The sequence below is a fragment of the Arthrobacter sp. 35W genome (assembly GCF_000482545.1).
In the GTDB taxonomy this organism is placed as follows: domain Bacteria; phylum Actinomycetota; class Actinomycetes; order Actinomycetales; family Micrococcaceae; genus Specibacter.
Genome location: NZ_KI519454.1, coordinates 1,976,251 through 1,996,449, shown reverse-complemented (window position 1 = coordinate 1,996,449; position 20,199 = coordinate 1,976,251). Strand labels below are relative to the sequence as shown.

At 65.2% G+C, this 20,199-nt stretch carries 18 protein-coding genes; 11 read left to right on the top strand and 7 right to left on the bottom strand.

The window, feature by feature from the left end:
* Positions 1-313: 313 nt before the first annotated feature.
* The 3 genes from K254_RS0108795 (at position 314) to K254_RS0108785 (ending at position 5,396) form a co-directional block, all read left to right on the top strand.
* Positions 314-1,270: a methylenetetrahydrofolate reductase gene (locus K254_RS0108795; protein WP_026555054.1), complete on the top strand. Its 957-nt coding sequence runs from the start codon at positions 314-316 to the stop codon at positions 1,268-1,270.
* Positions 1,271-1,345: 75 nt separating this feature from the next.
* Positions 1,346-3,658, top strand: a complete 2,313-nt coding sequence (gene metE / locus K254_RS0108790) for a 5-methyltetrahydropteroyltriglutamate--homocysteine S-methyltransferase (protein ID WP_026555053.1) — start codon at positions 1,346-1,348, stop codon at positions 3,656-3,658.
* A gap of 316 nt (positions 3,659-3,974) precedes the next feature.
* Complete coding sequence (locus K254_RS0108785; protein ID WP_231391792.1) at positions 3,975-5,396, top strand: aldehyde dehydrogenase family protein; 1,422 nt, start codon at positions 3,975-3,977, stop codon at positions 5,394-5,396.
* Positions 5,397-5,420: 24 nt separating this feature from the next.
* Here K254_RS0108785 and K254_RS0108780 read toward each other — a convergent pair whose 3' ends face one another.
* A complete protein-coding gene (locus tag K254_RS0108780; RefSeq protein WP_026555051.1) occupies positions 5,421-6,269 on the bottom strand; it encodes an oxidoreductase in 849 nt (282 codons plus the stop codon).
* A gap of 138 nt (positions 6,270-6,407) precedes the next feature.
* A complete protein-coding gene (locus K254_RS0108775; protein ID WP_026555050.1) occupies positions 6,408-7,331 on the bottom strand; it encodes a LysR family transcriptional regulator in 924 nt (307 codons plus the stop codon).
* A 483-nt stretch (positions 7,332-7,814) separates the two neighbouring features.
* On the opposite strand from K254_RS0108775, the gene nrdH reads away from it, so the two are divergent.
* From nrdH to nrdF, 5 genes are read left to right on the top strand one after another with little or no spacing between them, the layout of a single operon-like run.
* The gene (gene nrdH / locus K254_RS0108770) at positions 7,815-8,060 is read left to right on the top strand and encodes a glutaredoxin-like protein NrdH (RefSeq protein WP_026555049.1); all 246 of its coding nucleotides are present in this window, start codon (positions 7,815-7,817) and stop codon (positions 8,058-8,060) included.
* 57 nt (positions 8,061-8,117) lie between these two features.
* Positions 8,118-8,615, top strand: a complete 498-nt coding sequence (gene nrdI / locus K254_RS0108765) for a class Ib ribonucleoside-diphosphate reductase assembly flavoprotein NrdI (protein WP_081709974.1) — start codon at positions 8,118-8,120, stop codon at positions 8,613-8,615.
* Between the two features lie 20 nt (positions 8,616-8,635).
* Positions 8,636-10,756 (top strand): class 1b ribonucleoside-diphosphate reductase subunit alpha, encoded by a 2,121-nt coding sequence (gene nrdE / locus K254_RS0108760; RefSeq protein ID WP_026555047.1) that lies wholly within the window; start codon positions 8,636-8,638, stop codon positions 10,754-10,756.
* A gap of 38 nt (positions 10,757-10,794) precedes the next feature.
* A complete protein-coding gene (locus tag K254_RS0108755) occupies positions 10,795-11,583 on the top strand; it encodes an NUMOD3 domain-containing DNA-binding protein (RefSeq protein WP_026555046.1) in 789 nt (262 codons plus the stop codon).
* A complete protein-coding gene (gene nrdF / locus K254_RS0108750) occupies positions 11,583-12,557 on the top strand; it encodes a class 1b ribonucleoside-diphosphate reductase subunit beta (RefSeq protein ID WP_026555045.1) in 975 nt (324 codons plus the stop codon). Before K254_RS0108755 ends, nrdF begins: the two co-directional genes overlap by 1 nt.
* Before the next feature lie 105 nt (positions 12,558-12,662).
* Here the strand turns inward: nrdF and K254_RS0108745 are convergent, their stop codons facing one another.
* The 5 genes from K254_RS0108745 to K254_RS0108725 form a co-directional block, all read right to left on the bottom strand.
* Positions 12,663-13,916: a Vps62-related protein gene (locus tag K254_RS0108745; RefSeq protein ID WP_026555044.1), complete on the bottom strand. Its 1,254-nt coding sequence runs from the start codon at positions 13,914-13,916 to the stop codon at positions 12,663-12,665.
* A gap of 450 nt (positions 13,917-14,366) precedes the next feature.
* Positions 14,367-15,257, bottom strand: a complete 891-nt coding sequence (locus K254_RS0108740; protein WP_331271231.1) for a DUF1206 domain-containing protein — start codon at positions 15,255-15,257, stop codon at positions 14,367-14,369.
* Positions 15,197-15,418, bottom strand: coding sequence for a hypothetical protein (locus K254_RS0108735; RefSeq protein ID WP_026555042.1), 222 nt, complete (start codon positions 15,416-15,418; stop codon positions 15,197-15,199). Before K254_RS0108735 ends, K254_RS0108740 begins: the two co-directional genes overlap by 61 nt.
* 5 nt (positions 15,419-15,423) lie before the next feature.
* Positions 15,424-15,897 carry a hypothetical protein gene (locus K254_RS22525; protein WP_051388997.1) on the bottom strand — a complete coding sequence of 158 codons (474 nt, stop codon included), beginning with the start codon at positions 15,895-15,897 and terminating at the stop codon, positions 15,424-15,426.
* Between the two features lie 97 nt (positions 15,898-15,994).
* Positions 15,995-17,644: an AMP-binding protein gene (locus K254_RS0108725; RefSeq protein ID WP_026555041.1), complete on the bottom strand. Its 1,650-nt coding sequence runs from the start codon at positions 17,642-17,644 to the stop codon at positions 15,995-15,997.
* A gap of 242 nt (positions 17,645-17,886) precedes the next feature.
* On the opposite strand from K254_RS0108725, the gene K254_RS0108720 reads away from it, so the two are divergent.
* The 3 genes from K254_RS0108720 to K254_RS0108710 all read left to right on the top strand — a co-directional run bounded on the left by K254_RS0108720 (position 17,887) and on the right by K254_RS0108710 (position 20,198).
* Entirely contained in the window at positions 17,887-18,855 is a 969-nt protein-coding gene (locus tag K254_RS0108720; RefSeq protein WP_026555040.1) for a patatin-like phospholipase family protein, read from the top strand.
* 150 nt (positions 18,856-19,005) lie between these two features.
* Positions 19,006-19,509, top strand: coding sequence for a nucleoside deaminase (locus K254_RS0108715; RefSeq protein ID WP_026555039.1), 504 nt, complete (start codon positions 19,006-19,008; stop codon positions 19,507-19,509).
* A 185-nt stretch (positions 19,510-19,694) separates the two neighbouring features.
* Positions 19,695-20,198 carry a DedA family protein gene (locus tag K254_RS0108710; protein ID WP_026555038.1) on the top strand — a complete coding sequence of 168 codons (504 nt, stop codon included), beginning with the start codon at positions 19,695-19,697 and terminating at the stop codon, positions 20,196-20,198.
* Position 20,199 lies beyond the last annotated feature (1 nt).

The following is a 20,199-nucleotide window of genomic DNA, read 5'->3' as shown; positions in this document are numbered from 1 at the left end:
GGCGGCAATTTTGTCCACCCGTCCGCGCGGCGGGTAACGTTATAGCCAAGTTACTCCTCGTAGCGTGTCAGCGATCTTTGCAGGTCCGTCTCGAACGGATTCATCAGCCAAGGGTGTGGGTGCCCCCATGTGGGCCTGACATTTGCCGCAGGGCGTCAGTACTGTCGAGCGTGCCCTTGGGGCGCGCCCTGTCCGCCGAGAGGCGCACTGGTGCTGGCTGGACCTGCGTTCCCTTTACCTGATTCCACTTCCTTCCGGGCACAGTTCTAGACAAGTGTTCCGGCCGGTGGTGGCCCGTAGCCAAGGACAGCAAATGTCTCCACCAAGCCTGATACAAACACATCCCAAGCTCACCGGTGCAGCGCCCATCGCGCTGTCCTACGAGCTTTTCCCGCCCCGCAATGCGGCCGCCGAGGAATCCCTCTGGGCCACCATCCGCGAGCTGGAGAGCACCAACCCGGACTATGTGTCCGTCACCTACGGTGCCTCCGGATCCAACCGCAGCACCGCCGTCGCGCTGTTGAACCGGCTGCTGACGGAAACCACGCTGCGGCCGCTGGCCCACTTGACCTGCGTCGGCAACAACGCCGAAGAGCTGGCTGAGATCATCTCCGAACTGCTGGACCACGGGGTCCGGGGCATCCTGGCCCTGCGCGGCGACCTGCCCAAGGGCGCCTCCACCGCGCCCCAGCCGGGACAGCTGAACTACGCCCAGGATCTGATCGAACTGATCCGCCGCGTTGAGCAGCGCCGCACGGCCCTGCTGTGCGCCGGCAAGGTGGCCATCGGCGTCGCCGCCTACCCGGCCAAGCACCCGGAATCGCCCAGTGAGCAGCACGACGTCGAGGTTCTGCTGGCCAAGCAGCGCTCCGGTGCTGACTTCGCCATCACCCAGGTCTTCTTCCACCCCGAGCAGTACGCGGATCTGCTGACCCGCGCCCGCCGCGCCGGAGTGACCATCCCGATCGTTCCCGGCGTCATGCCGCTGACCAGCGTCCGCCGGCTCGAGCGTTTGGCGACGTTGACCGGCGTCGAGCCTGCCCCCGCGCTGCTGGAGGCGTTGGGGCGTGCCGACGACGACGGCGAACGCCGCCGGATCGGCGTCCGCGCCACCGTCGACCTGGCCCGTGCGGCCCTGGACGCCGGAGCCCCCGGCATCCACCTGTACACGTTCAACGAACACGGCGCGGCCCTGGACGTTCTGGACAAGCTTCAACTCCTGCGCCCGGGGCGGCCCGCGCTTCCCCGTCGCACCCTGGCCCCGGCCTGAACCCGCAGTCTTGCAGCACCCGCAGAATCCTCTGCAGCCAACTTCCTTATGCACCGATCTACCCAAGGACATGACATGACCACCACTGCATTCCCCTCCGCCTCCCTGCTGGGCTACCCCCGCATCGGCCGCCGCCGCGAACTGAAGAAGGCCATCGAAGCCTTCTGGGCCGGCAAGATCGACGCCGCCGCCCTGGACGCCGCCGCCAAGGAGATCCAGCTGGCCACCGCCAAGCGCCTCACCGGCCTGGGCCTGACCGAGGCCGCTGCCGTCCCCGGCACGTTCTCCTACTACGACCAGGTGCTGGACGCCTCCACCCACATCGGTGCCGTCCCGGCCCGCTTCGGCAACCTGCTCAACGCCGAAGGCCAGCTGGACATCAACGCCTACTTCACCCTGGCCCGCGGCACCGCCGACCAGCAGCCGCTGGAAATGACCAAGTGGTTCGACACCAACTACCACTACTTGGTCCCCGAGATCGGCCCGGAGACCACCTTCTCGCTGACCTCCACCCGCATCGTGGAGCAGTTCGAGTACGCCCTGGCCAACGGCGTCGAGACCCGCCCGTACCTGGTCGGCCCCGTCACCTACCTGCTGCTGAGCAAGGCCTCCGACGACGCCCCGGCCGGCTTCTCGCCGCTGTCCCGCCTCGAGGACGTCCTGCCGGTCTACGTTGAACTGCTGGGCAAGCTTGCCGCAGCCGGTGCCAGCTGGATCCAGCTGGACGAGCCCGCCCTGGCCGTCGACAACGACATCGACGTCGCCGAGGTCAAGGCCGCTGTTGCCCGCACCTACGAGGTTCTGGCCGCCGCCACCGAGCGTCCCGCCATCCTGGTCAGCACCCCCTACGGTGCCATCAACGAGCTGCTGCCCACGCTGGCCGCCACCAACGTTGAAGCCATCCACCTGGACCTGTTCAAGGGCGCCGTTCCCTCCAACGAGGATCTGGCCCTGCTGGCCGGCAAGACCCTGGTTGCCGGCGTCGTCGACGGCCACAACATCTGGCGCAACGACCTCGCCGTCGCCGCCGACAAGCTGGAGGCCCTCAAGGCAGCCGGCCTGAACGTTGCCGTCTCCACCTCCACCTCCACCCAGCACGTCCCGCACGATGTTGCCGAGGAAGTCCAGCTCTCCGAGCAGCTGCGCAGCTGGTTGGCCTTCGCCGACCAGAAGGCCACCGAGGTTGTCACCCTGGCCGCCGCGCTGACCGACCGTGCCGCAGCCCAGGGCGCGATCGATGAGGCCAGCGCCATCATCGCCTCCCGCGCCACCGCTGCCGGCGTCCAGCGCCCCGAGGTGCGTGCCCGCCTGGCCGCACTGACCACGGCCGACTTCAACCGCTCCGACTACGCCACGCGTGCCGCAGCCCAGGACGCCGAGCTGAACCTCCCGCCGCTGCCCACCACCACCATCGGTTCCTTCCCGCAGACCAGCGAAATCCGCTCCGCCCGTGCCCGCGCCAACAAGGGCGAGCTGACCGGCGAGCAGTACGAGACGCTGATGAAGGAAGAGATCAAGCGCGTTGTGGACCTGCAGGAGGACCTGGGCTTCGACGTCCTCGTCCACGGCGAGCCCGAGCGCAATGACATGGTCCAGTACTTCGCCGAGAACCTGGAAGGCTTCGACGTCACCGTCCACGGCTGGGTCCAGTCCTACGGCAGCCGCTGCACCCGCCCGTCCATCCTGTGGGGCGATGTCACCCGCGCCAAGGCCATCACCGTAGCCTGGGCCGAGTACGCGCAGTCCCTCACGGCCAAGCCGATGAAGGGCATGCTCACGGGCCCCGTCACGATCCTGGCCTGGAGCTTCGTCCGCGACGACCAGCCCCTGGGCGAGACCGCCAACCAGGTTGCCCTGGCCCTGCGCGATGAGATCGCCGACCTGGAAGCCGCCGGCATCAAGGTCATCCAGGTCGACGAGCCCGCCCTGCGCGAGCTGCTGCCGCTGCGCAAGGCCGACCAGGCCTCCTACCTGGACTGGTCCGTGAACTCCTTCCGCCTCTCCACCGCAGGCGCCGTGGATGGCACCCAGATCCACACCCACCTGTGCTACTCGGAGTTCGGTGTCATCATCGACGCCATCGACGGTCTGGATGCCGACGTGACCTCCATCGAGGCCGCCCGCTCCCGCATGGAGGTTGTGCACGACCTGGAGAGCCACGGCTTCGGCCGCGGTGTTGGTCCGGGCGTCTACGACATCCACTCCCCGCGCGTCCCCGGCCAGGCCGAGGTCTCCGAGCTGCTCGGCACCGCCGTCAAACACGTGCCGGCCCGCCAGCTCTGGGTCAACCCGGACTGCGGTCTGAAGACCCGTGGCTACGCTGAGACCGAAGAGTCCCTGCGCAACCTGGTCGAGGCCACCAAGGAAGTCCGCGCCCAGCTGGTCTAGGACTTCCGAACCAGCGCTCCTTCGCCTTGTTGGGGCCGGCCCGCTTCGCGGACGTCCGAAGCCGCTCCCGGGCCCCAACAAAGCTGCAGAGCGTTGGTCGAACTTGTCGAAACCAAACCGCCGTCGTTCCCTTCCCGGGAGCGGCGGCGGTTTTTGCGTTCCCCACGTTGGGAGCAGGTGGGGAGCGAGACCCGGTGCGACGAGCGTGTCCCCAGTTGGCGACGTCGTTCCCCTCCGAAGACGCGGTAGTGGACGCGTCCCCAACGGGATAGTGCGTCGCCGATGCGCATGGTGGGCCCCGGGGTAGATTTGGCCCATGATTGCGCAGATGGAGACGATGGCCCAGACAGTGGCGCGGGCGCGGGCCGTGTTCAACTCCGGGGTGTCCCGGCCTGTGGCGTGGCGGCGGGAGCAGCTGCACGCGTTGAACCGGATGCTCGTGGAGCGCCAGGGCGAGATCGCCGCCGCCCTCGAGGCCGATCTGGGCAAGCATGCCAGCGAATCGTGGTTGACGGAGATTGGCTTCCTGACGGCGGAGATCGCGCACACGCTTAAACACCTGAAGCGCTGGCTGGCCCCTGAAGCCAGCGCCGTACCCGTGGCCCTCGCGCCGGCCGCGGCGAAGATCGTGCTGGAGCCGCTCGGCGTCGTGCTGGTGATCGGTCCGTGGAACTACCCCATCCAGCTGCTGCTGGCGCCAGTCATCGGTGCACTCGCCGCGGGCAACACGGTGGTGGCCAAGCCCAGTGAGCTGGCGCCGGCGTCGTCGGCCGTGCTGGCCCGGCTCGTGCCCGAGTACCTGCCCGACGCCGTCCGGATCGTCCAGGGTGGCGTTGCAGAAACCACCGAGCTGCTGGAACAGCGCTTCGACCACATCTTCTACACGGGCAACGGCCGGGTGGGCCGCATCGTGATGGCCGCCGCGGCGAAGCACCTGACGCCCGTGACCTTGGAGCTCGGCGGCAAATCGCCCACCTACGTGGACGACACGACGGACCTTGAGGTCGCGGCGGCGCGGATTGCCTGGGGCAAGTTTATGAATGCCGGCCAGACCTGCGTGGCCCCGGACTATGTGCTGGGCACCGCGGAGGTGCTGGACCGGCTGGCCGCCCTGCTGCCCGCCGCCATCGAACGGTTCTACGGGGTGGACCCGAAGTCCAGCGGTGAGTACGGCCGGATCATCCACGAGGGCGCCTTCGCCCGGCTCACCGCCCTGCTGGAGGACGACGACGTCGAGCTGGTCACCGGGGGAGCGGCCGATGCGGCCCAGAAGTATCTGGCACCCACAGTGGTGCGGGCCGGCGCGGACTCGAAAGTCATGCAGGAGGAAATCTTCGGTCCCATCCTGCCGCTGGTGGCCGTGGACGGTCTGGAGGATGCCATCGGGTTCATCACTGCCCGTGACAAGCCGTTGGCCCTGTACGTCTTCAGCGAAGATGCGGCTGTGCGCCAGGCCTTCACCGAGCGGACCTCCTCGGGGGCGCTGGCCTTCGGTGTGCCGGCGGCGCATCTGCTGGTCCCGGGCCTGCCCTTTGGCGGGGTGGGGGAGAGCGGCATGGGCCGTTACCACGGGCGGCATTCGCTGCGCACGTTCTCCCACCCCAAGGCGGTGCTGGACAAGCCGATGAAGCCCGACACCATGGTGCTAGTCTATCCGCCCTTCGGTGCCCTCAGGAACCAGATCATCCGCAGGCTGGTGGCGCCGGCGGCCAGGATCCGCCGTCGCGGAAAGGCCTAGCCGGCGCCACCAGCGGTGCCGCGGCTAGTGCTGCCCGGCCAGCGAGGTGTCGAAACCCGTGCTCCGGCTGGTGGACTCCCAGGCGTCGGTCTCGGCGCGGAGGGCATCGAGCACCGCCCGGAAACCCTTGAGGGAATCTTCGCCCAGCAGCAGCAATCCGGGCGTCTCGGGGCTTTGCACCGCCGCGATGATCGCCTGGGCCGCCTTGGCCGGATCGCCCTGCTGGGTGCCGTGGACGGTGTCGTTCTCCTTGCGGCGTTTCCCAGCGGTCTCGGCGTAGTCGCCAATGGCCGCGGCCGACTGCGTCAGCGACCGGCCGGCGAAGTCGGTGCGGAATCCGCCGGGTTCAACCGACATGGCGGTGATGCCCAGCGGTTTCACTTCCTTGCGCAGCGACGCTGTCATCGCCTCGAGGGCGGCCTTCGTGGCCGAGTAGTAGCCGGATCCTTCGGGGGAGAGCCGGGCGCCGATCGAGGAGATGTTCACGATGGACCCCGAGCGGCGGGCGCGCATCCCTGGCAGGACTGCCTTGACCATGGCGACGGCGCCAAAGAAGTTGGTATCGAACAGCTGCTGGACGTCGGCCTCGCCACCTTCCTCAACCGCGGCGCGGTAGCCGTAGCCGGCATTGTTCACCAGCACGTCGATGCCGCCAAAGCGCTCCTCCGCCTGCTTCACGGCGTCGGCAATCTGCTGCCCGTCCGTGACATCGAGGGGGAGGGCCAGTGCTGTGCCGGGGTGTGCGTCGACCAGGTCCTGGACCGCCGCTGCATCCCTGGCCGTGACGACGGCGTTGAAACCGTTCGCCAGAACGGCCTCGGCAAGGGCGCGGCCGAGGCCGGTTGAGCATCCTGTGATGAACCATGTGGTCATGATGGGGCTTCCTTTCAACGGGTGCCGGCCATCCGGCTGCGGCACTCACCAGTCAACCAAGGCCCCATGCAACGAGGGAGTGCCCCTCCATACAGGCCCTGGCGTTACCCCCATCCGGCAGCTCCACGCGATGGAGCGTCAGCCGATCTGGGACGCCCGGGAGAGCTCGTTGAGAATGCCCGACAGGCCATCCACAAAGACCTCCACCTGGGCCGTGGCCTTCTCATTGATGAGCAGGGCAAAGATGTTGCGCGCCAGCCGGATCTCCGGCACATCCAGGACCACGACGCCGTCGGGCCTGTTCGCCAGCGCCAGCTCGGGAACCAGCGCGGCTCCCATCCCGACCGAGGCGAGCTGGAGGCTGGCGTTGAAGTCGTCGCTGTGGACGGCCACCCGGGGATGGAGATTGCAGCTGGCAAAGAGGCGTTCGATCACCATGGCATCCGGGGTGCCCGGGTGGTGCATGATCCACGGCACGTCGTTCAGCTGCGCGGCGGCCACCTCGGCATTGGCCTGGATGCCCCAGGATTTGGGGAGCACCACGCGGAAGTTGTCATCGCCAATCCACTGCCGGCTGACGGTGTGCGGCCAGGCCAGTCCGCTCTGGCCCACCTGGTAGACGAGGGCGACGTCGAGCTCGCCGCCGGCGCGCAGGCCCTGGATGGTCTGGCCCGGCTCGGCCACCGAGACGTTCAGATTGATCCCCAGGTCCGGCCAGCTGGGGCTGCGCAGGAGACGGGGGAGTACATAGGTGGCCAGCGAGGGGAAGATGCCCAGCCGCAACTCCTGGCTGGTGGCGGCATGGGTCTTGGAGCTGGCGGCCAGCAGTGCGTCGATGTCCGTAAGGACCTTGCGGGCGTGCCGGGTCATGACCAGTGCGGCGTCCGTGGGCAGCACGCTGCGGGCCGAGCGCTGGAACAGCACCACGCCCGTGTCGCGCTCCAGGGCGGACATCTGCTGCGACACCGCCGACGCCGTGTACCCGAGTCTGCTGGCCGCCGCCGCGAAGGATCCCAGCCGGGTCACCTCCACCAGCGTGCGCAAATGCACCGGATTGACCACGCCCACCACCTCTCCATCTGTCCGAGCCAAGCCTAGTGGTGGGGAGCACGCGGCACACCAGGCGCGACACGCCGGGAAAGCCGACACGCCGCCCCGGATTAAGTGATTAACTCGTCCACAGCCTGTGGATAGCGGAGCTTAAAGAGCCGCGAATCCGGCAAATTCTGCGCTCCTGCCTGTGGACGGTCGGTGCATAAAATGACATACTTGTAATACATCATCTTGGGGTCACTTCCGGGGGTGTGCACTACATGTAGTATCTAATTACAGAAATCGAGCAGTTCGGGAAACACTCCCGGAACGCTGGCGAGGCCGTATTTAGGCGCCAAAACCACCCGAGCCAACAGGCAGTGTCACGAGCGAAAGCCGAGGGCGCAGCAAGGGCCGGGAAACCCGCAAAGCGGGGGGCGCGCTTCACAGGCTCAACCGGCACGAAGAGCCAGAAGCAACCATGACAGGTACTTCCAAGAAGGGGAACGGATTATGACCGTTACGGTTTACACCAAGCCAGCGTGCGTGCAGTGCACCGCCACCTACCGGGCATTGGACAAGAAGGGGATCACCTACCAGAGCGTGGACATCTCCCAGGACCCCGACGCCCTCGAGCGCGTGCGGTCCCTTGGCTACATGCAGGCACCTGTTGTCATCACCGACCAGGACCACTGGTCCGGATTCCGCCCGGACAAGATCGAAGAACTGGCCCTCGCGGCCGCCGTTTCCGTCGCCTAGCCACGGACCGGCCCGCCCGGGCCATTCGCCCCGGGCACATCGTTGGGAGCAACACCAATGACTGCCATCGCAGACATCCATCAGCGCGGCACCAGTGCAGGAACCGGCCAGGCCCCAACGGCCGGCCTGGTTTCCACTCGCAGCAGGCTCATCTATTTTTCCTCCATTTCGGACAACACCCATCGGTTTGTCCAGAAATTGGGCATGGATACTGCCCGGCTGCCGGTGCTGACCCGCGATGACACGCTGCTGGCTTTGGAACCCTTTGTGCTGGTCCTTCCCACCTATGGTGGGGAGACCGGGCACGGGGCGGTTCCCAAGCAAGTCATCAAGTTCCTCAATGTGGAGCAGAACCGCAGCATGATCCGCGGCGTTGTCGCCGCCGGGAACACAAACTTCGGGGAAACCTACTGCCTTGCCGGCGACATCATCGCCGCCAAGTGCAAGGTGCCCCTTCTTTATCGTTTTGAGCTCATGGGCACGTCCGAAGACGTTGACCGTGTACACCAGGGATTGGAATTATTTTGGACACAACAGTCACCGAACCGGCGCTGACCCAGAGCAAGGATGCTGCTATGCCCGAGGCATACAAGGGACTTGGCTACCACGAGCTGAACGCCATGCTGAACCTCTACGGTCCCAATGGCGAGATCCAGTTCGACGCCGACCGCGAGGCCGCGCACCAGTACTTCCTCCAGCACGTGAACAACAACACCGTGTTCTTCCACGACCTGGAAGAGAAGCTGGAATACCTGGTCAAGAACGAGTACTACGAGCGCGAGACGCTGGACCAGTACACGATGAACTTCATCCGCGACCTCTTCAGCCGCGCGTACAAGAAGAAGTTCCGCTTCGAGACGTTCCTTGGCGCGTTCAAGTTCTACACCTCCTACACGCTGAAGACGTTCGACGGCAAGCGCTTCCTGGAGCGCTACGAGGACCGCGTCTGCATGGTGGCCCTGCACCTGGCCCGCGGCAACGAGCAGCTCGCCATGAACATGGTGGATGAGATCATCGACGGCCGCTTCCAGCCCGCCACCCCGACGTTCCTGAACGCCGGCAAGGCCCAGCGCGGCGAGCTGGTCTCCTGCTTCCTGCTGCGCATCGAAGACAACATGGAATCCATCGGACGTTCCATCAACTCCGCCCTGCAGCTGTCCAAGCGCGGCGGCGGCGTGGCCTTCGCCCTGACCAACATCCGCGAGGTCGGCGCGCCGATCAAGCAGATCGAGAACCAGTCCTCCGGCGTCATCCCCGTGATGAAGCTCCTCGAGGACAGCTTCTCCTACGCCAACCAGCTCGGTGCCCGCCAGGGTGCCGGTGCGGTGTACCTGCACGCCCACCACCCGGACATCAACCGCTTCCTCGACACCAAGCGCGAGAACGCCGATGAGAAGATCCGCATCAAGACACTCTCCCTGGGCGTTGTGGTTCCGGACATCACCTTTGAGCTGGCCAAGCGCGACGAGGACATGTACCTGTTCTCTCCGTACGACGTCGAAAAGGTCTACGGCATGCCGTTCTCCGACATCTCGGTCACCGAGAAGTACTACGAGATGGTTGACGATTCCCGGATCAAGAAGACCAAGATCAAGGCCCGCGAGTTCTTCCAGACCCTCGCCGAGATCCAGTTCGAGTCCGGCTACCCGTACATCATGTTCGAGGACACCGTAAATCGGGAGAACCCGATCGAGGGCAAGATCATCATGTCCAACCTGTGCTCGGAGATCCTGCAGGTTTCCCAGCCCACCACGTACCTGGATGACCTGTCCTACGACGAGACCGGCAAGGACATCTCCTGCAACCTGGGCTCGCTGAACATTGCCAAAACCATGGATTCGCCGAACTTCGGTGCGACCATCGAGACGTCCATCCGGGCACTCTCCGCGGTCTCGGACATGTCCAACATCACCTCGGTCCCCTCCATCGCCAAGGGCAACGACCAGTCGCACGCCATCGGCCTGGGCCAGATGAACCTGCACGGCTACCTGGCCCGCGAGCGGGTCCACTACGGCTCCGAAGAGGGCCTGGACTTCACCAACATCTACTTCTACACGGTGCTGTTCCACGCTCTGCGCTCCTCGAACCTGCTGGCCATCGAGACCAAGTCCACCTTCGGCGGTTTCGAGAAGTCCAAGTACGCCACCGGCGAGTTCTTCGACAAGTACACGGACCGCGAATGGGTTCCCCAGACCGCCCGCGTCGTGGAGCTCTTCGAGGGCATCCACATCCCCACGCAGGATGACTGGCGCGAGCTGAAGGCCTCCGTCATGGAGCACGGCATCTACAACCAGAACCTGCAGGCCGTGCCGCCCACCGGTTCCATCAGCTACATCAACAACTCCACCTCGTCCATCCACCCGGTTGCCTCGAAGATCGAGATCCGCAAGGAAGGCAAGATCGGCCGTGTGTACTACCCGGCCCCGTACCTGACCAACGACAACCTGGAGTACTACCAGGATGCGTATGAGATTGGCTACGAGAAGATCATCGACACCTACGCCGCTGCCACGCAGCACGTGGACCAGGGCCTGTCCCTGACGCTGTTCTTCAAGGACACCGCCACAACGCGTGACATCAACAAGGCGCAGATCTACGCCTGGCGCAAGGGCATCAAGACCATCTACTACATCCGTCTCCGCCAGCTCGCGCTGGAAGGGACGGAGGTGGAGGGTTGCGTCAGCTGTGCACTATGACAACCTAAATCGGTTGATTTTCGCCAGGAGATGAAGTGATGGAAACGACGACGGCGACGGGTGGCTTGGTCTACGGCATTCGCCTGCGGCGAGAGTTCGAGTACCGATATGTCGGTATTACGACCAAGACGGCCAGTCGTCGTTTCCATCAGCATCTTCGTGTGGCAGTAGAGGGGCGCAAGACGCCCTTCTACGATTGGCTTCGGAAGTTCGATCCATCGGAAGTCACCGTGGATGAGCTGGACTGGGTCGAGGGTTTGCAAGAGCTTGGGCAGGCTGAGATTGACTGGATCAGTTATCTGCGGCGCGAAGGGGACAGGCTCCTGAACCTCTCCGAAGGAGGATTGGGTCCTACCGGCGTCGTCTGGACGGAGGAGATGCGCGAAGCCGCGCGGATTCGGTCCACCGGGCGCAAGATAGTCAGACAGTCAGGACCGGGCGCCCCGTTCTACGGCAAGAACCACAGTGATGAGCAGAAGGAAAAGTGGTCCCGGGAACGCAAGGGTACCAATGCAGGTCCGGAGAATCCGAACTTTGGCAAGTTTGGCCCGGAGCATCCTCGATTCGGCCACGCGATGTCGGAGGAGTCAAAGCAGGCGCTCTCCGAGACGCGCAAGGGAGCCGGCAATCCGAACTTTGGCAAGACAGCCAGTGCGGAGACTCGAGCCAAGATGTCTGCCGTCCGAAAAGGGCGCCCAATGCCGTCGAGCCAGCGGAACGCCCACACGAGGCACCACACAAATAAAGGCATAATGAATCCGGTCTGTAAGCACTGCGTAGAAGATGCAGCGAAGCTCAGCAGCCCCTCAGAAAGTGAAGAAGAGTGATGACGCCTAAGGTCAAACTGATGAGCCATGTTGAGGCCATCAACTGGAACCGCATCCAGGACGAGAAGGACGTAGAAGTCTGGAACCGCCTGGTCAACAACTTCTGGCTGCCCGAGAAGGTGCCGCTGTCCAATGACGTCCAGTCGTGGGCGACGCTGACCCCGGACGAGCAGCAGCTGACCATGCGCGTGTTCACCGGCCTGACCCTGCTGGACACCATCCAGGGCACCGTGGGCGCCGTCTCGCTGATCCCGGATGCGCTCACCCCGCACGAAGAGGCCGTGTACACGAACATCTCCTTCATGGAGTCCGTGCACGCCAAGAGCTACTCCTCGATCTTCTCCACCCTCTGCTCCACCAAGGAGATCGACGAGGCGTTCCGCTGGTCCACCGAGAATGAGAACCTTCAGCGCAAGGCTCAGATCGTCATGGACTACTACGCCGGCGACGACCCCCTCAAACGCAAGATTGCCTCCACGCTGCTGGAGTCCTTCCTGTTCTACTCCGGCTTCTACCTGCCGATGTACTGGTCCTCCCGCGCCAAGCTGACAAACACGGCCGACCTGATCCGCCTGATCATCCGCGACGAGGCCGTGCACGGCTACTACATCGGCTACAAGTTCCAGCGCGGTCTGGAAAAGGTTTCCGAGGAGCGCCGCCAGGAACTGAAGGACTACACGTTCGAGCTGCTCTTCGAGCTGTACGAGAACGAGGTCCAGTACACCCACGATCTCTACGATTCCGTGGGCCTGGCCGAGGACGTCAAGAAGTTCCTGCACTACAACGCCAACAAGGCGCTGATGAACCTGGGCTACGAGGCCATGTTCCCGTCCTCCGTAACGGACGTGAACCCGGCCATCCTGTCCGCGCTCAGCCCCAACGCCGATGAGAACCACGACTTCTTCTCCGGCTCCGGCTCCTCCTACGTGATCGGCAAGGCCGTGAACACCGAGGATGACGACTGGGACTTCTAGTCCAACGTGGCTGTGGCGCCGCACCCGTACGGGTGCGGCGCCACAGTTGTCTAAGGCGGGGTGGCCGGCCGCATGAGCGGCCGGCCACCATTGCTGGGTTGGTTGCTAGCTGCCGGGGTAGGTGAGAATCGTGTCGTGCATCTCGAAGGTCACAATGCTCATGACGTCGCCGGCGGTGCGGTAGACCACGAAGTCGGTCTGCTTCTGCCAGAACTGCACCTCATTTGCGTCGGGCAGATTGACCGACTTTGACACGGTCTGCTGGGTGTCAGTGCTAGTGCTGGTGCTTCCACTCACCTGCATTTCGTCGTTGTACGTGACCGACACCTTTGCGCTGAAGGGCCCCGCCTCGATGCCCGCCTCGGCGCCCACCTCAAGCGAGGTGGTGTGCTGGAAGCCCGTGGAGGACCCGGTCGAGGTGCCAATGGTGATCGACTCCGTCTGCACGCCACCCTTCGGGGAGGAGTACCTCTCGAGACAGAGCCACGAGGGCTGGGCAGCCAGGTAGTAGAACGGGCTGGTGACTGCGGCCGGGTCGCTGATGAGGGTCGACGGGAGAACAGCGACGTTGCCCAGGCCCGGTGTGGTGGTGGACCCCTGCCCGTTGCCGGGAACGTAGACGGGGTCTACGTTCCCGGCTCCTTCGACCGGGAGCATGAGCTTGGCCATCGAGAGGCACCACGAGGTGTTCTGAAAGTCGCCGTGCTCGTTGCTCAGCAAGGTTGTCGGTGCGAGCAGGATGACCTCAGCCTGGGCGGTCTGGCCCGCCAGGGTGGGTACGCTGAGGCTGCCATCGTGTTCCGTCCAGTGCGACCCTGCATCGTTCCAGAACGGCTGGGTTGGGGCGTGCTGGAGGTGCTCGGTCTTGACGCACCAGTACTTGGTTGCGTCGGGGACGTTGCCGTTGAAGCCGACGCAGATACCCAGGGCCTGGTAGCCGTCAGGGGCCGTCGGCCAGAAGTAGGCGATGTCGTTCGGGTTTCCCGAGTGGGCGTCGTCGAGGATCCAGGCGAAACCCGTCGGGTGCGCCAGGGCGTCAGGGTGCTCTTGCGACGGTGCCAGCAGCATGATGGGGGTCGTCGCGATCGGCGTACCGTTGACAGCGGCGAAGTCGCCGAGCGGCAGGAAGTCGGTCGAATCGCCCTGGTACTCGCCGTAGAAGGTGATTGCGTTTCCCTTTTCCGCGGTCCAGCCGTTGACGAACTTCTTGGGATCGGCGAACTTCATCAGGAACGGGTCGAAGGGGGCTCCCTTGGTGCCGTAGCCGGCCGCAGCAATGGCTGCGGCGACCAGGCTTCCGGGCCCGGACCGGGCCGTGAGAGGTCGCGCCGAGGTCTCTTCAGTGGTCGTGGTGTTCATGTTGTCCCCAGTGTTTGGTAGTTGATGCCGGGCCTGGTGGCCGGGCACTGAACTCGTCGCCAGAATCAAAGACCGTTGGCGACCAAAACCATCTCGTGGCAGCCCAAAGTAGCGGGGCTGGCGATGGGTAACTGTCAGGCAGGTGCCATCAATGGCACTGCTGTTGGGGGTGGAACGCGAGCAGTCAAAGCGAGCCGATACTGCCGGCTGCGGCCGTGACACAAACGAATGAAATGGCGGGAGAATTGGAGGCTGCGCAACCCCCGACCGTACGGCCTGATATTCACCTCTGTCTTGCAGTGGTCCCCATCAAACAACGAAGCTCCCCAGCCAGAATCGGTTGATACGGATCACCATAGTTTGGCACCGGTCCAATTAAAAGAGTTCCGGGAAACTTTTTCTGGGTAGTGGAGAGTCGCCGTCCCATACGTCTAACCAGACTGCGGGCCGCTACATCTTCGCGTATCTGGACTTGGCGGCCAGGAACAAGCCGTAGAGGACCAAGCCCACGCCGACCAGGCCCAGCAGGTAGATGCCGTAGGGCTGCTCGCGCAGTGCCTTCAGGCCGCCGTCGAGACCGGTGGACTCCTGCGGCCGGGCGTGGGCGGTGGCGATGATGACCAACACGCCGGTCAGCACCAGCACGATGCCCTTGGCGATGTAGCCGGCGACGCCGAGAACCGTCACGATGGAGCGGGCCGGCGCCGACGATGGCATCGAGAGCATCTTGGTGAACGATCTGGTGATTCCGCGCACCGCAAAGACAACCCCTGTGACGGCCACGGCTGCGCCGATGGCGTACAGCAGCAGCGATCCCAGGGGTGCACTCATCAGAGTGCCGGTCCAGTCACTGGTGGACTCGCTGCTGTTCTTTCCCCGTCCAACCGCAAAGGCGGAGAGGGTCGCAGCAACGAGGGAAAAAACCACGCCTTGGCCCGCCGCCGACAGTTTCCTGCCAGCCTTCTTCTTGGCAGGGAGGCCGCGGTAGCTGAAGAGGGCTTCGCTGAACTGCCACAGTGCCAGTGCCACACAGGCGCCGAACGCCGTCCAGAGCAGCAGCGTCCCCAACGGCTGGGCCGCCAGCTGTGCCACCGCGCCACCCTGGTCGGCCTCGCCGGACTTGCCGAAAGCCAGGCCGATGGCGATGGTCCCGACCAGAATGTGCAGTACGCCGCTGACCGCGAAGCCGGCCCTGGCCACGGCCACAAAGACGGGGGAGTTTGAGGCATCCTCGACGGTGGCCGCCGCCTCGTTCAGTTCCTTTTTGATGGCGTCATCCTTTACCCGGCCTTGTCCCCGGGCCAGTAAACGTGGATCCAGCGCTGGCCCTCGCCGTCCCACGATTCGGTGTGGCCGAGGAGGGCAATGTCGGCAAAGGAAGCCTCAATCCCGTGGTTCTTCAAGATGTCGTGGAGTTCATCCGTGGCCGCCCGGACCACGGATGCTATCGCTTCAGGCGAGTCGGAAGAGATCCGGCGCGAGGCTGAATAGGTTGCACCCATGACCGTTATTCTGCTCTTCCACTGCCACCGGGGGAACCATCGAGGGTGTCGCTGCCATCACTTTCGGCATGGCGCGGGCGGCGGTCGGCGGCCTCATTGGCACCTTCACTGGAGGTCTCTGGCGACTCGGGCTGTGGGGGACCGTCGTCATCGACCATCGGATCCAACGCCTCGGCCTTTCGGATCTGCTCTTCCGAGCGCGATCTGACGGACTCCGCCTCATCTTGGCGTAGGCGGGCCTCCTCGCGCAGATGCTCGGCATCCACCTCGGCCTGCTGGGCGTCGGCCGCGGCCCTGGCGGCCTGCGCTTCGCTTTCCCGCGCCCCGAGTTCGTTGGCTGCTGCAGATCGGCGCAGGTTCTCCGCGTGCTCGTGGTCCTTGCTCCGCTTCCACCGCCGCCCGAAGAAGAGCGCCGCAACGACCACCACCACTATGGCGATGATCGCGATGATGGTCCATGCCAGCTGCCCAGATTCCATGGTCGCTGACCTCTTTTCGATGGCCGCAATGGGATAACTCCAGTAAAGCGCCGAACCGGCACGCTGGCTAGGGAATCTCCGACGGCGCCCGGGCTGGCTATCCGGCCAGCCCCAGCAACTCGATGGAGCGCTCCCGCATGTCCATCTTGCGGACCTTTCCCGTGACGGTCATGGGGAACTCGTCCACCAATAGAACATAGCGGGGGATCTTGTGCCGGGAGAGCTTGCCGGCACAGAAGGCGGCGACGGCGGCCTGGTCCAACGGGGCGGCGCCGGGGCGCATGCGCAGCCAGGCACAGAGCTCCTCACCGTAGGTGGGGTCCGGGACGCCGACCACTTGGACATCGGCCACATCCGGATGGGTGTAGAGGAACTCCTCGATCTCGCGGGGATACAGGTTCTCCCCACCACGAATCACCATGTCCTTGATCCGGCCCACAATGTTGACGTAGCCGTCGTCGCGCATCTCGGCCAGATCTCCGGTGTGCATCCAGCGCGCCTCGTCGATGGCAGCAGCGGTCTTCTCGGGATCCTTCCAATAGCCCAGCATCACCGAATAGCCACGCGTGCAGAACTCTCCGGGCATTCCGCGGGGGACCGTCAGGCCGGTGGCTGGATCCACGATCTTCACCTCAAGGTGCGGGTGCACCCGGCCCACCGTCGCCGTGCGGTGGTCGACGTCGTCGTCGGGCTGGGTCTGCATGGACACTGGGGAGGTCTCCGTCATCCCGTAGGCGATGGACACGGCGCCCATGTGCATCTCGTTCATGGTGCGCTTCATGACCTCCACCGGGCAGGGGGAGCCGGCCATAATGCCCGTGCGCAGGCTGGAGAGGTCGTAGTCGGAAAACTGCGGAAGGGCCAGCTCGGCGATGAACATGGTGGGCACGCCGTACAACGCCGTGCACCGTTCACTCTGGACGGCGCCAAGTGTTGCCGCCGGGTCGAACGCGGGGGCCGGGATGATGATGGCCGCCCCGTGCGAGGTGGCACCGAGATTGCCCATGACCATGCCGAAGCAGTGGTAGAACGGCACGGGGATGCACAGCCTGTCCGCCTCGGTGAAGTTGATGGTCTCGGTGACGAAGTAGCCGTTGTTCAGGATGTTGTGGTGGCTCAGAGTGGCGCCTTTGGGAAAACCCGTGGTGCCGGAGGTGTATTGGATGTTGATGGGATCATCTGCGCTCAGCTGCGACATCGCCGCTGGCACGGCGCTCGCAGGCAGCCCGGTGCCGCCTGCCACCAGGGCATCCCAATCCGAGGTGCCGATGTAGACGATCTGCGAGAGTCCGGGGCACTCAGGCGCTGTCTGCTCCAACATGTCCCGGTAGTCGGAGTTCTTGAAAAAGGGCAGCGCCACCATTAGGCGCAGTCCGGATTGCTGGATGGCGTAGCGCAGCTCGTGGGCCCGGTAGGAGGGGTTGATGTTGACCAGGATCGCGCCGATCGTGGCAGTGGAGTACTGCACCAGTACCCATTCGGGCACGTTGGGCGCCCAGATGCCCACCCGATCGCCCTTCCCGACGCCGGCCGCGAGCAGCCCGCGGGCGAGGGCCTCGACGTCGGACTCCAACTGCGCATAGGTCCAGCGGCGCCCGGACGGTATGTCCACCAGCGCCTCACGGTCAGCAAACTGCGCTGCCATCCGGGAAAAGTTCTGCCCAATGGTCTCGCCCAGCAAGGGGACCGTGGATGTTCCTGACGTATACGAGGGTTGGGCAGGGGCAGTCTGAACGTCATTGGTCATGCCACGATGCTATTCCTCCCCGCGGACCGCAGACAGGGGCGGCGGCCCGCGAGCCGGACTGATGCCCATTGCGCGCCGCGTCAGCAGAGTGTTAGATTTCCGGTGATCGTGATCAAACGTCAGGAGGTGAGTCCCATGAACGCAACATCCGCAATGGGTGCTCCCCTGAAGTCCACGATCGCGCGACTGGGCTAGTCGCCACCGGGAGCGCCAGAGAAGGCAATTCGCGAAGGGCGACTCCCATGAACACAACACCTTTTTCACCTCTGAACTCTGCCCCGCAGACCGACGCCGCAGGTCTGGCACCCGCCGAGCGCGGGCGGGCTCTGGTCCTCGGTGGTGGCGGATCGACAGGCAACGCGTGGCTGATTGGCGTCGTCGCCGGTCTGTATGGCGCCGGACTGGACGTGACGACGGCCGAGCTGACCATTGGCACGTCGGCCGGCTCGACTGCGGCGGCCCAGCTGGCCGGCGCCACCCCCGCAGAGCTGTTCGCCGCCACCCTTGTGGCTGCTCCCCAGCACCGGCCCGCTCCGCTCGGATCCGACCACGGGCGCGCTCCGGCCAGGCCGGTGGTGGACCATCTGGAGCGGATCAACAGGATCATCGCCGCTGCCACCGATGCGGCCGATATGCGCCGGCGAATGGGCGCGGCGGCACTGGAGCTGGATGCGGCGTCGGACGGCTCCTGGCAGGCACAGTGGCGCGCCACCGTCGCCTCGCGGCTGCCCAGCCTCGACTGGCCGCAGCGAACGGTGCTCATGACGGCCGTCGACGCCCAGAGCGGCGAGCCGGCCGTGTTCGACAAGCACAGCGGCGTCGACCTGGTGGACGCCGTCGCCGCCAGCTGTTCCAGCGGCCGCCCCTACAGGATCGGGGGCAGGGGGTACATCGACGGCGGCTACCGGTCCAACGCCGAGAATGCCGATTTGGCCGCCGGATGTTCACGGGTGCTGGTGCTGTCGCCCTTTGGCGGCAGATCGCTGGTTCCGGAGGAGTGGGGCACCCATCTGGCAACCCAGATCGAGGAACTGCGCGCCACCGGCAGTTCGGTGGCAACGATCTTCCCGGAGGCCAGCGCCGAGCACATGTTCGGCGCCAACGCGATGGATCTGTCCCTGCGTCCGGCCGCCGCCCAGTCGGGGTACGACCAAGGCAGGGCGCTGGCCGGGCAGCTCGCCGAGTTCTGGCGCTGCCCCCTCAACGGTTGAGGGGTGGGACATGCTTCCCGCCCCTCAACCAGAGCTCGTTCCGCCGTCTTGATGATCCCCGCATGCAGGTGGCGTTAGATTGGGTGTGTTGGGCGCTCCCGCACCGGTGGCTGCCCGTCCGGAATGGCCAATGCATCGGAGTGAGGAACCATGGGCGAGATTGAGCATGTTCGGTATCTGGCGCAGGCCGTCGATCTGGCCACGCAGAACGTCGCCAACGGCGGCGGTCCCTTTGGCGCCGTCATTGTCACGGCGGACGGGCGCACCTTCAACGGCGTCAACCGGGTGACGGCCACCAACGATCCCACCGCCCACGCCGAGGTGACGGCCATCCGCGCGGCCTGCTCGGCGCTGGACACCTTCACGTTGGCCGGCTGCGTGCTCTACAGCAGCTGCGAGCCATGCCCGATGTGCCTGGCCTCGGCCCTGTGGGCGCGCGTGGATGCCGTCTACTTCGCCGCCGACAGGCATGACGCCGCGGCGGCGGGCTTTGACGACGCCGTGTTCTATGAGTTCTTTGACACGCCTGTGGAGCAGCGGCCCATGCCCGTGGCCAAGCTGCCGCTCGACGGCGAGGGCCCTGCCGCCGCTGCGGCCACGCCGTTGGCACCATTTGCGGCCTGGAATGACCTGGAGACCCGCACCGAATACTAGCCCCGCGCCGGCTGTCATCGGGTCATGAACAATTGGCCCGCGGCAGGGTGTGCAGGTTAGGATTGCCTTATCCAATTTGGCGACCCTTGGCCAAATTCCCATCCACGCCAGGAGCCGAGCATGCGCCGGATCGTTCCACCGTTCCCGACGGCAGTGCCGCGGTCCCTCTGGCTGGGTGCCCGCTAGTGGACGGCATTCTTTCGCTGCCCTTCGTGTGGGCCTTCCTGATTCTCTTTGCCATCGTCATGCTGCGCACCAATGCCACCTATTGGGCCGGACGAGGCCTGGCCGCAGGTGGCCGGAAGACGCGGTTTGCCAGGTATTTGGACTCGGCCGCCGTGGCCCGCGCCGAGCGGATCATTTCCCGCTGGGGTGCACCGGCGGTGTCCGTCAGTTTCCTGACCGTCGGCTTCCAGACGGCCGTCAATGCGGCTGCCGGGCTGGGCCGCATGCCGTTGCGCCGCTACATCCCCGCCACAGTGGTGGGCTCCATTCTCTGGGCCACGGTGTACGCCACCATCGGTCTTGCCGCGTTTGATGCAGCGGTGGCCGCTGCAGCCGGTTCGCCGGTGGCGATTGCCCTGCTGGCTGCGGTGGCCATCGCCGTCGTCGTACTGGTTGTCCGCCGCCGGCGCAAGGCCAGGCTGGTGCCTGCGGTGCAGGAAAGCAGCGTGTCCGCGGGGCTGTAAA

What these genes read in the sequence shown, in the direction of transcription:
- K254_RS0108795 (WP_026555054.1), top strand. Translation starts at nt 314, where the DNA reads ATGTCTCCACCAAGCCTGATACAAACACATCCCAAGCTCACCGGTGCA.
- metE (WP_026555053.1), top strand. Translation starts at nt 1,346, where the DNA reads ATGACCACCACTGCATTCCCCTCCGCCTCCCTGCTGGGCTACCCCCGC.
- K254_RS0108785 (WP_231391792.1), top strand. Translation starts at nt 3,975, where the DNA reads ATGATTGCGCAGATGGAGACGATGGCCCAGACAGTGGCGCGGGCGCGG.
- K254_RS0108780 (WP_026555051.1), bottom strand. Translation starts at nt 6,269, where the DNA reads ATGACCACATGGTTCATCACAGGATGCTCAACCGGCCTCGGCCGCGCC.
- nrdH (WP_026555049.1), top strand. Translation starts at nt 7,815, where the DNA reads ATGACCGTTACGGTTTACACCAAGCCAGCGTGCGTGCAGTGCACCGCC.
- nrdI (WP_081709974.1), top strand. Translation starts at nt 8,118, where the DNA reads ATGACTGCCATCGCAGACATCCATCAGCGCGGCACCAGTGCAGGAACC.
- nrdE (WP_026555047.1), top strand. Translation starts at nt 8,636, where the DNA reads ATGCCCGAGGCATACAAGGGACTTGGCTACCACGAGCTGAACGCCATG.
- K254_RS0108755 (WP_026555046.1), top strand. Translation starts at nt 10,795, where the DNA reads ATGGAAACGACGACGGCGACGGGTGGCTTGGTCTACGGCATTCGCCTG.
- nrdF (WP_026555045.1), top strand. Translation starts at nt 11,583, where the DNA reads ATGACGCCTAAGGTCAAACTGATGAGCCATGTTGAGGCCATCAACTGG.
- K254_RS0108745 (WP_026555044.1), bottom strand. Translation starts at nt 13,916, where the DNA reads ATGAACACCACGACCACTGAAGAGACCTCGGCGCGACCTCTCACGGCC.
- K254_RS0108735 (WP_026555042.1), bottom strand. Translation starts at nt 15,418, where the DNA reads ATGGGTGCAACCTATTCAGCCTCGCGCCGGATCTCTTCCGACTCGCCT.
- K254_RS22525 (WP_051388997.1), bottom strand. Translation starts at nt 15,897, where the DNA reads ATGGAATCTGGGCAGCTGGCATGGACCATCATCGCGATCATCGCCATA.
- K254_RS0108725 (WP_026555041.1), bottom strand. Translation starts at nt 17,644, where the DNA reads ATGACCAATGACGTTCAGACTGCCCCTGCCCAACCCTCGTATACGTCA.
- K254_RS0108720 (WP_026555040.1), top strand. Translation starts at nt 17,887, where the DNA reads ATGAACACAACACCTTTTTCACCTCTGAACTCTGCCCCGCAGACCGAC.
- K254_RS0108715 (WP_026555039.1), top strand. Translation starts at nt 19,006, where the DNA reads ATGGGCGAGATTGAGCATGTTCGGTATCTGGCGCAGGCCGTCGATCTG.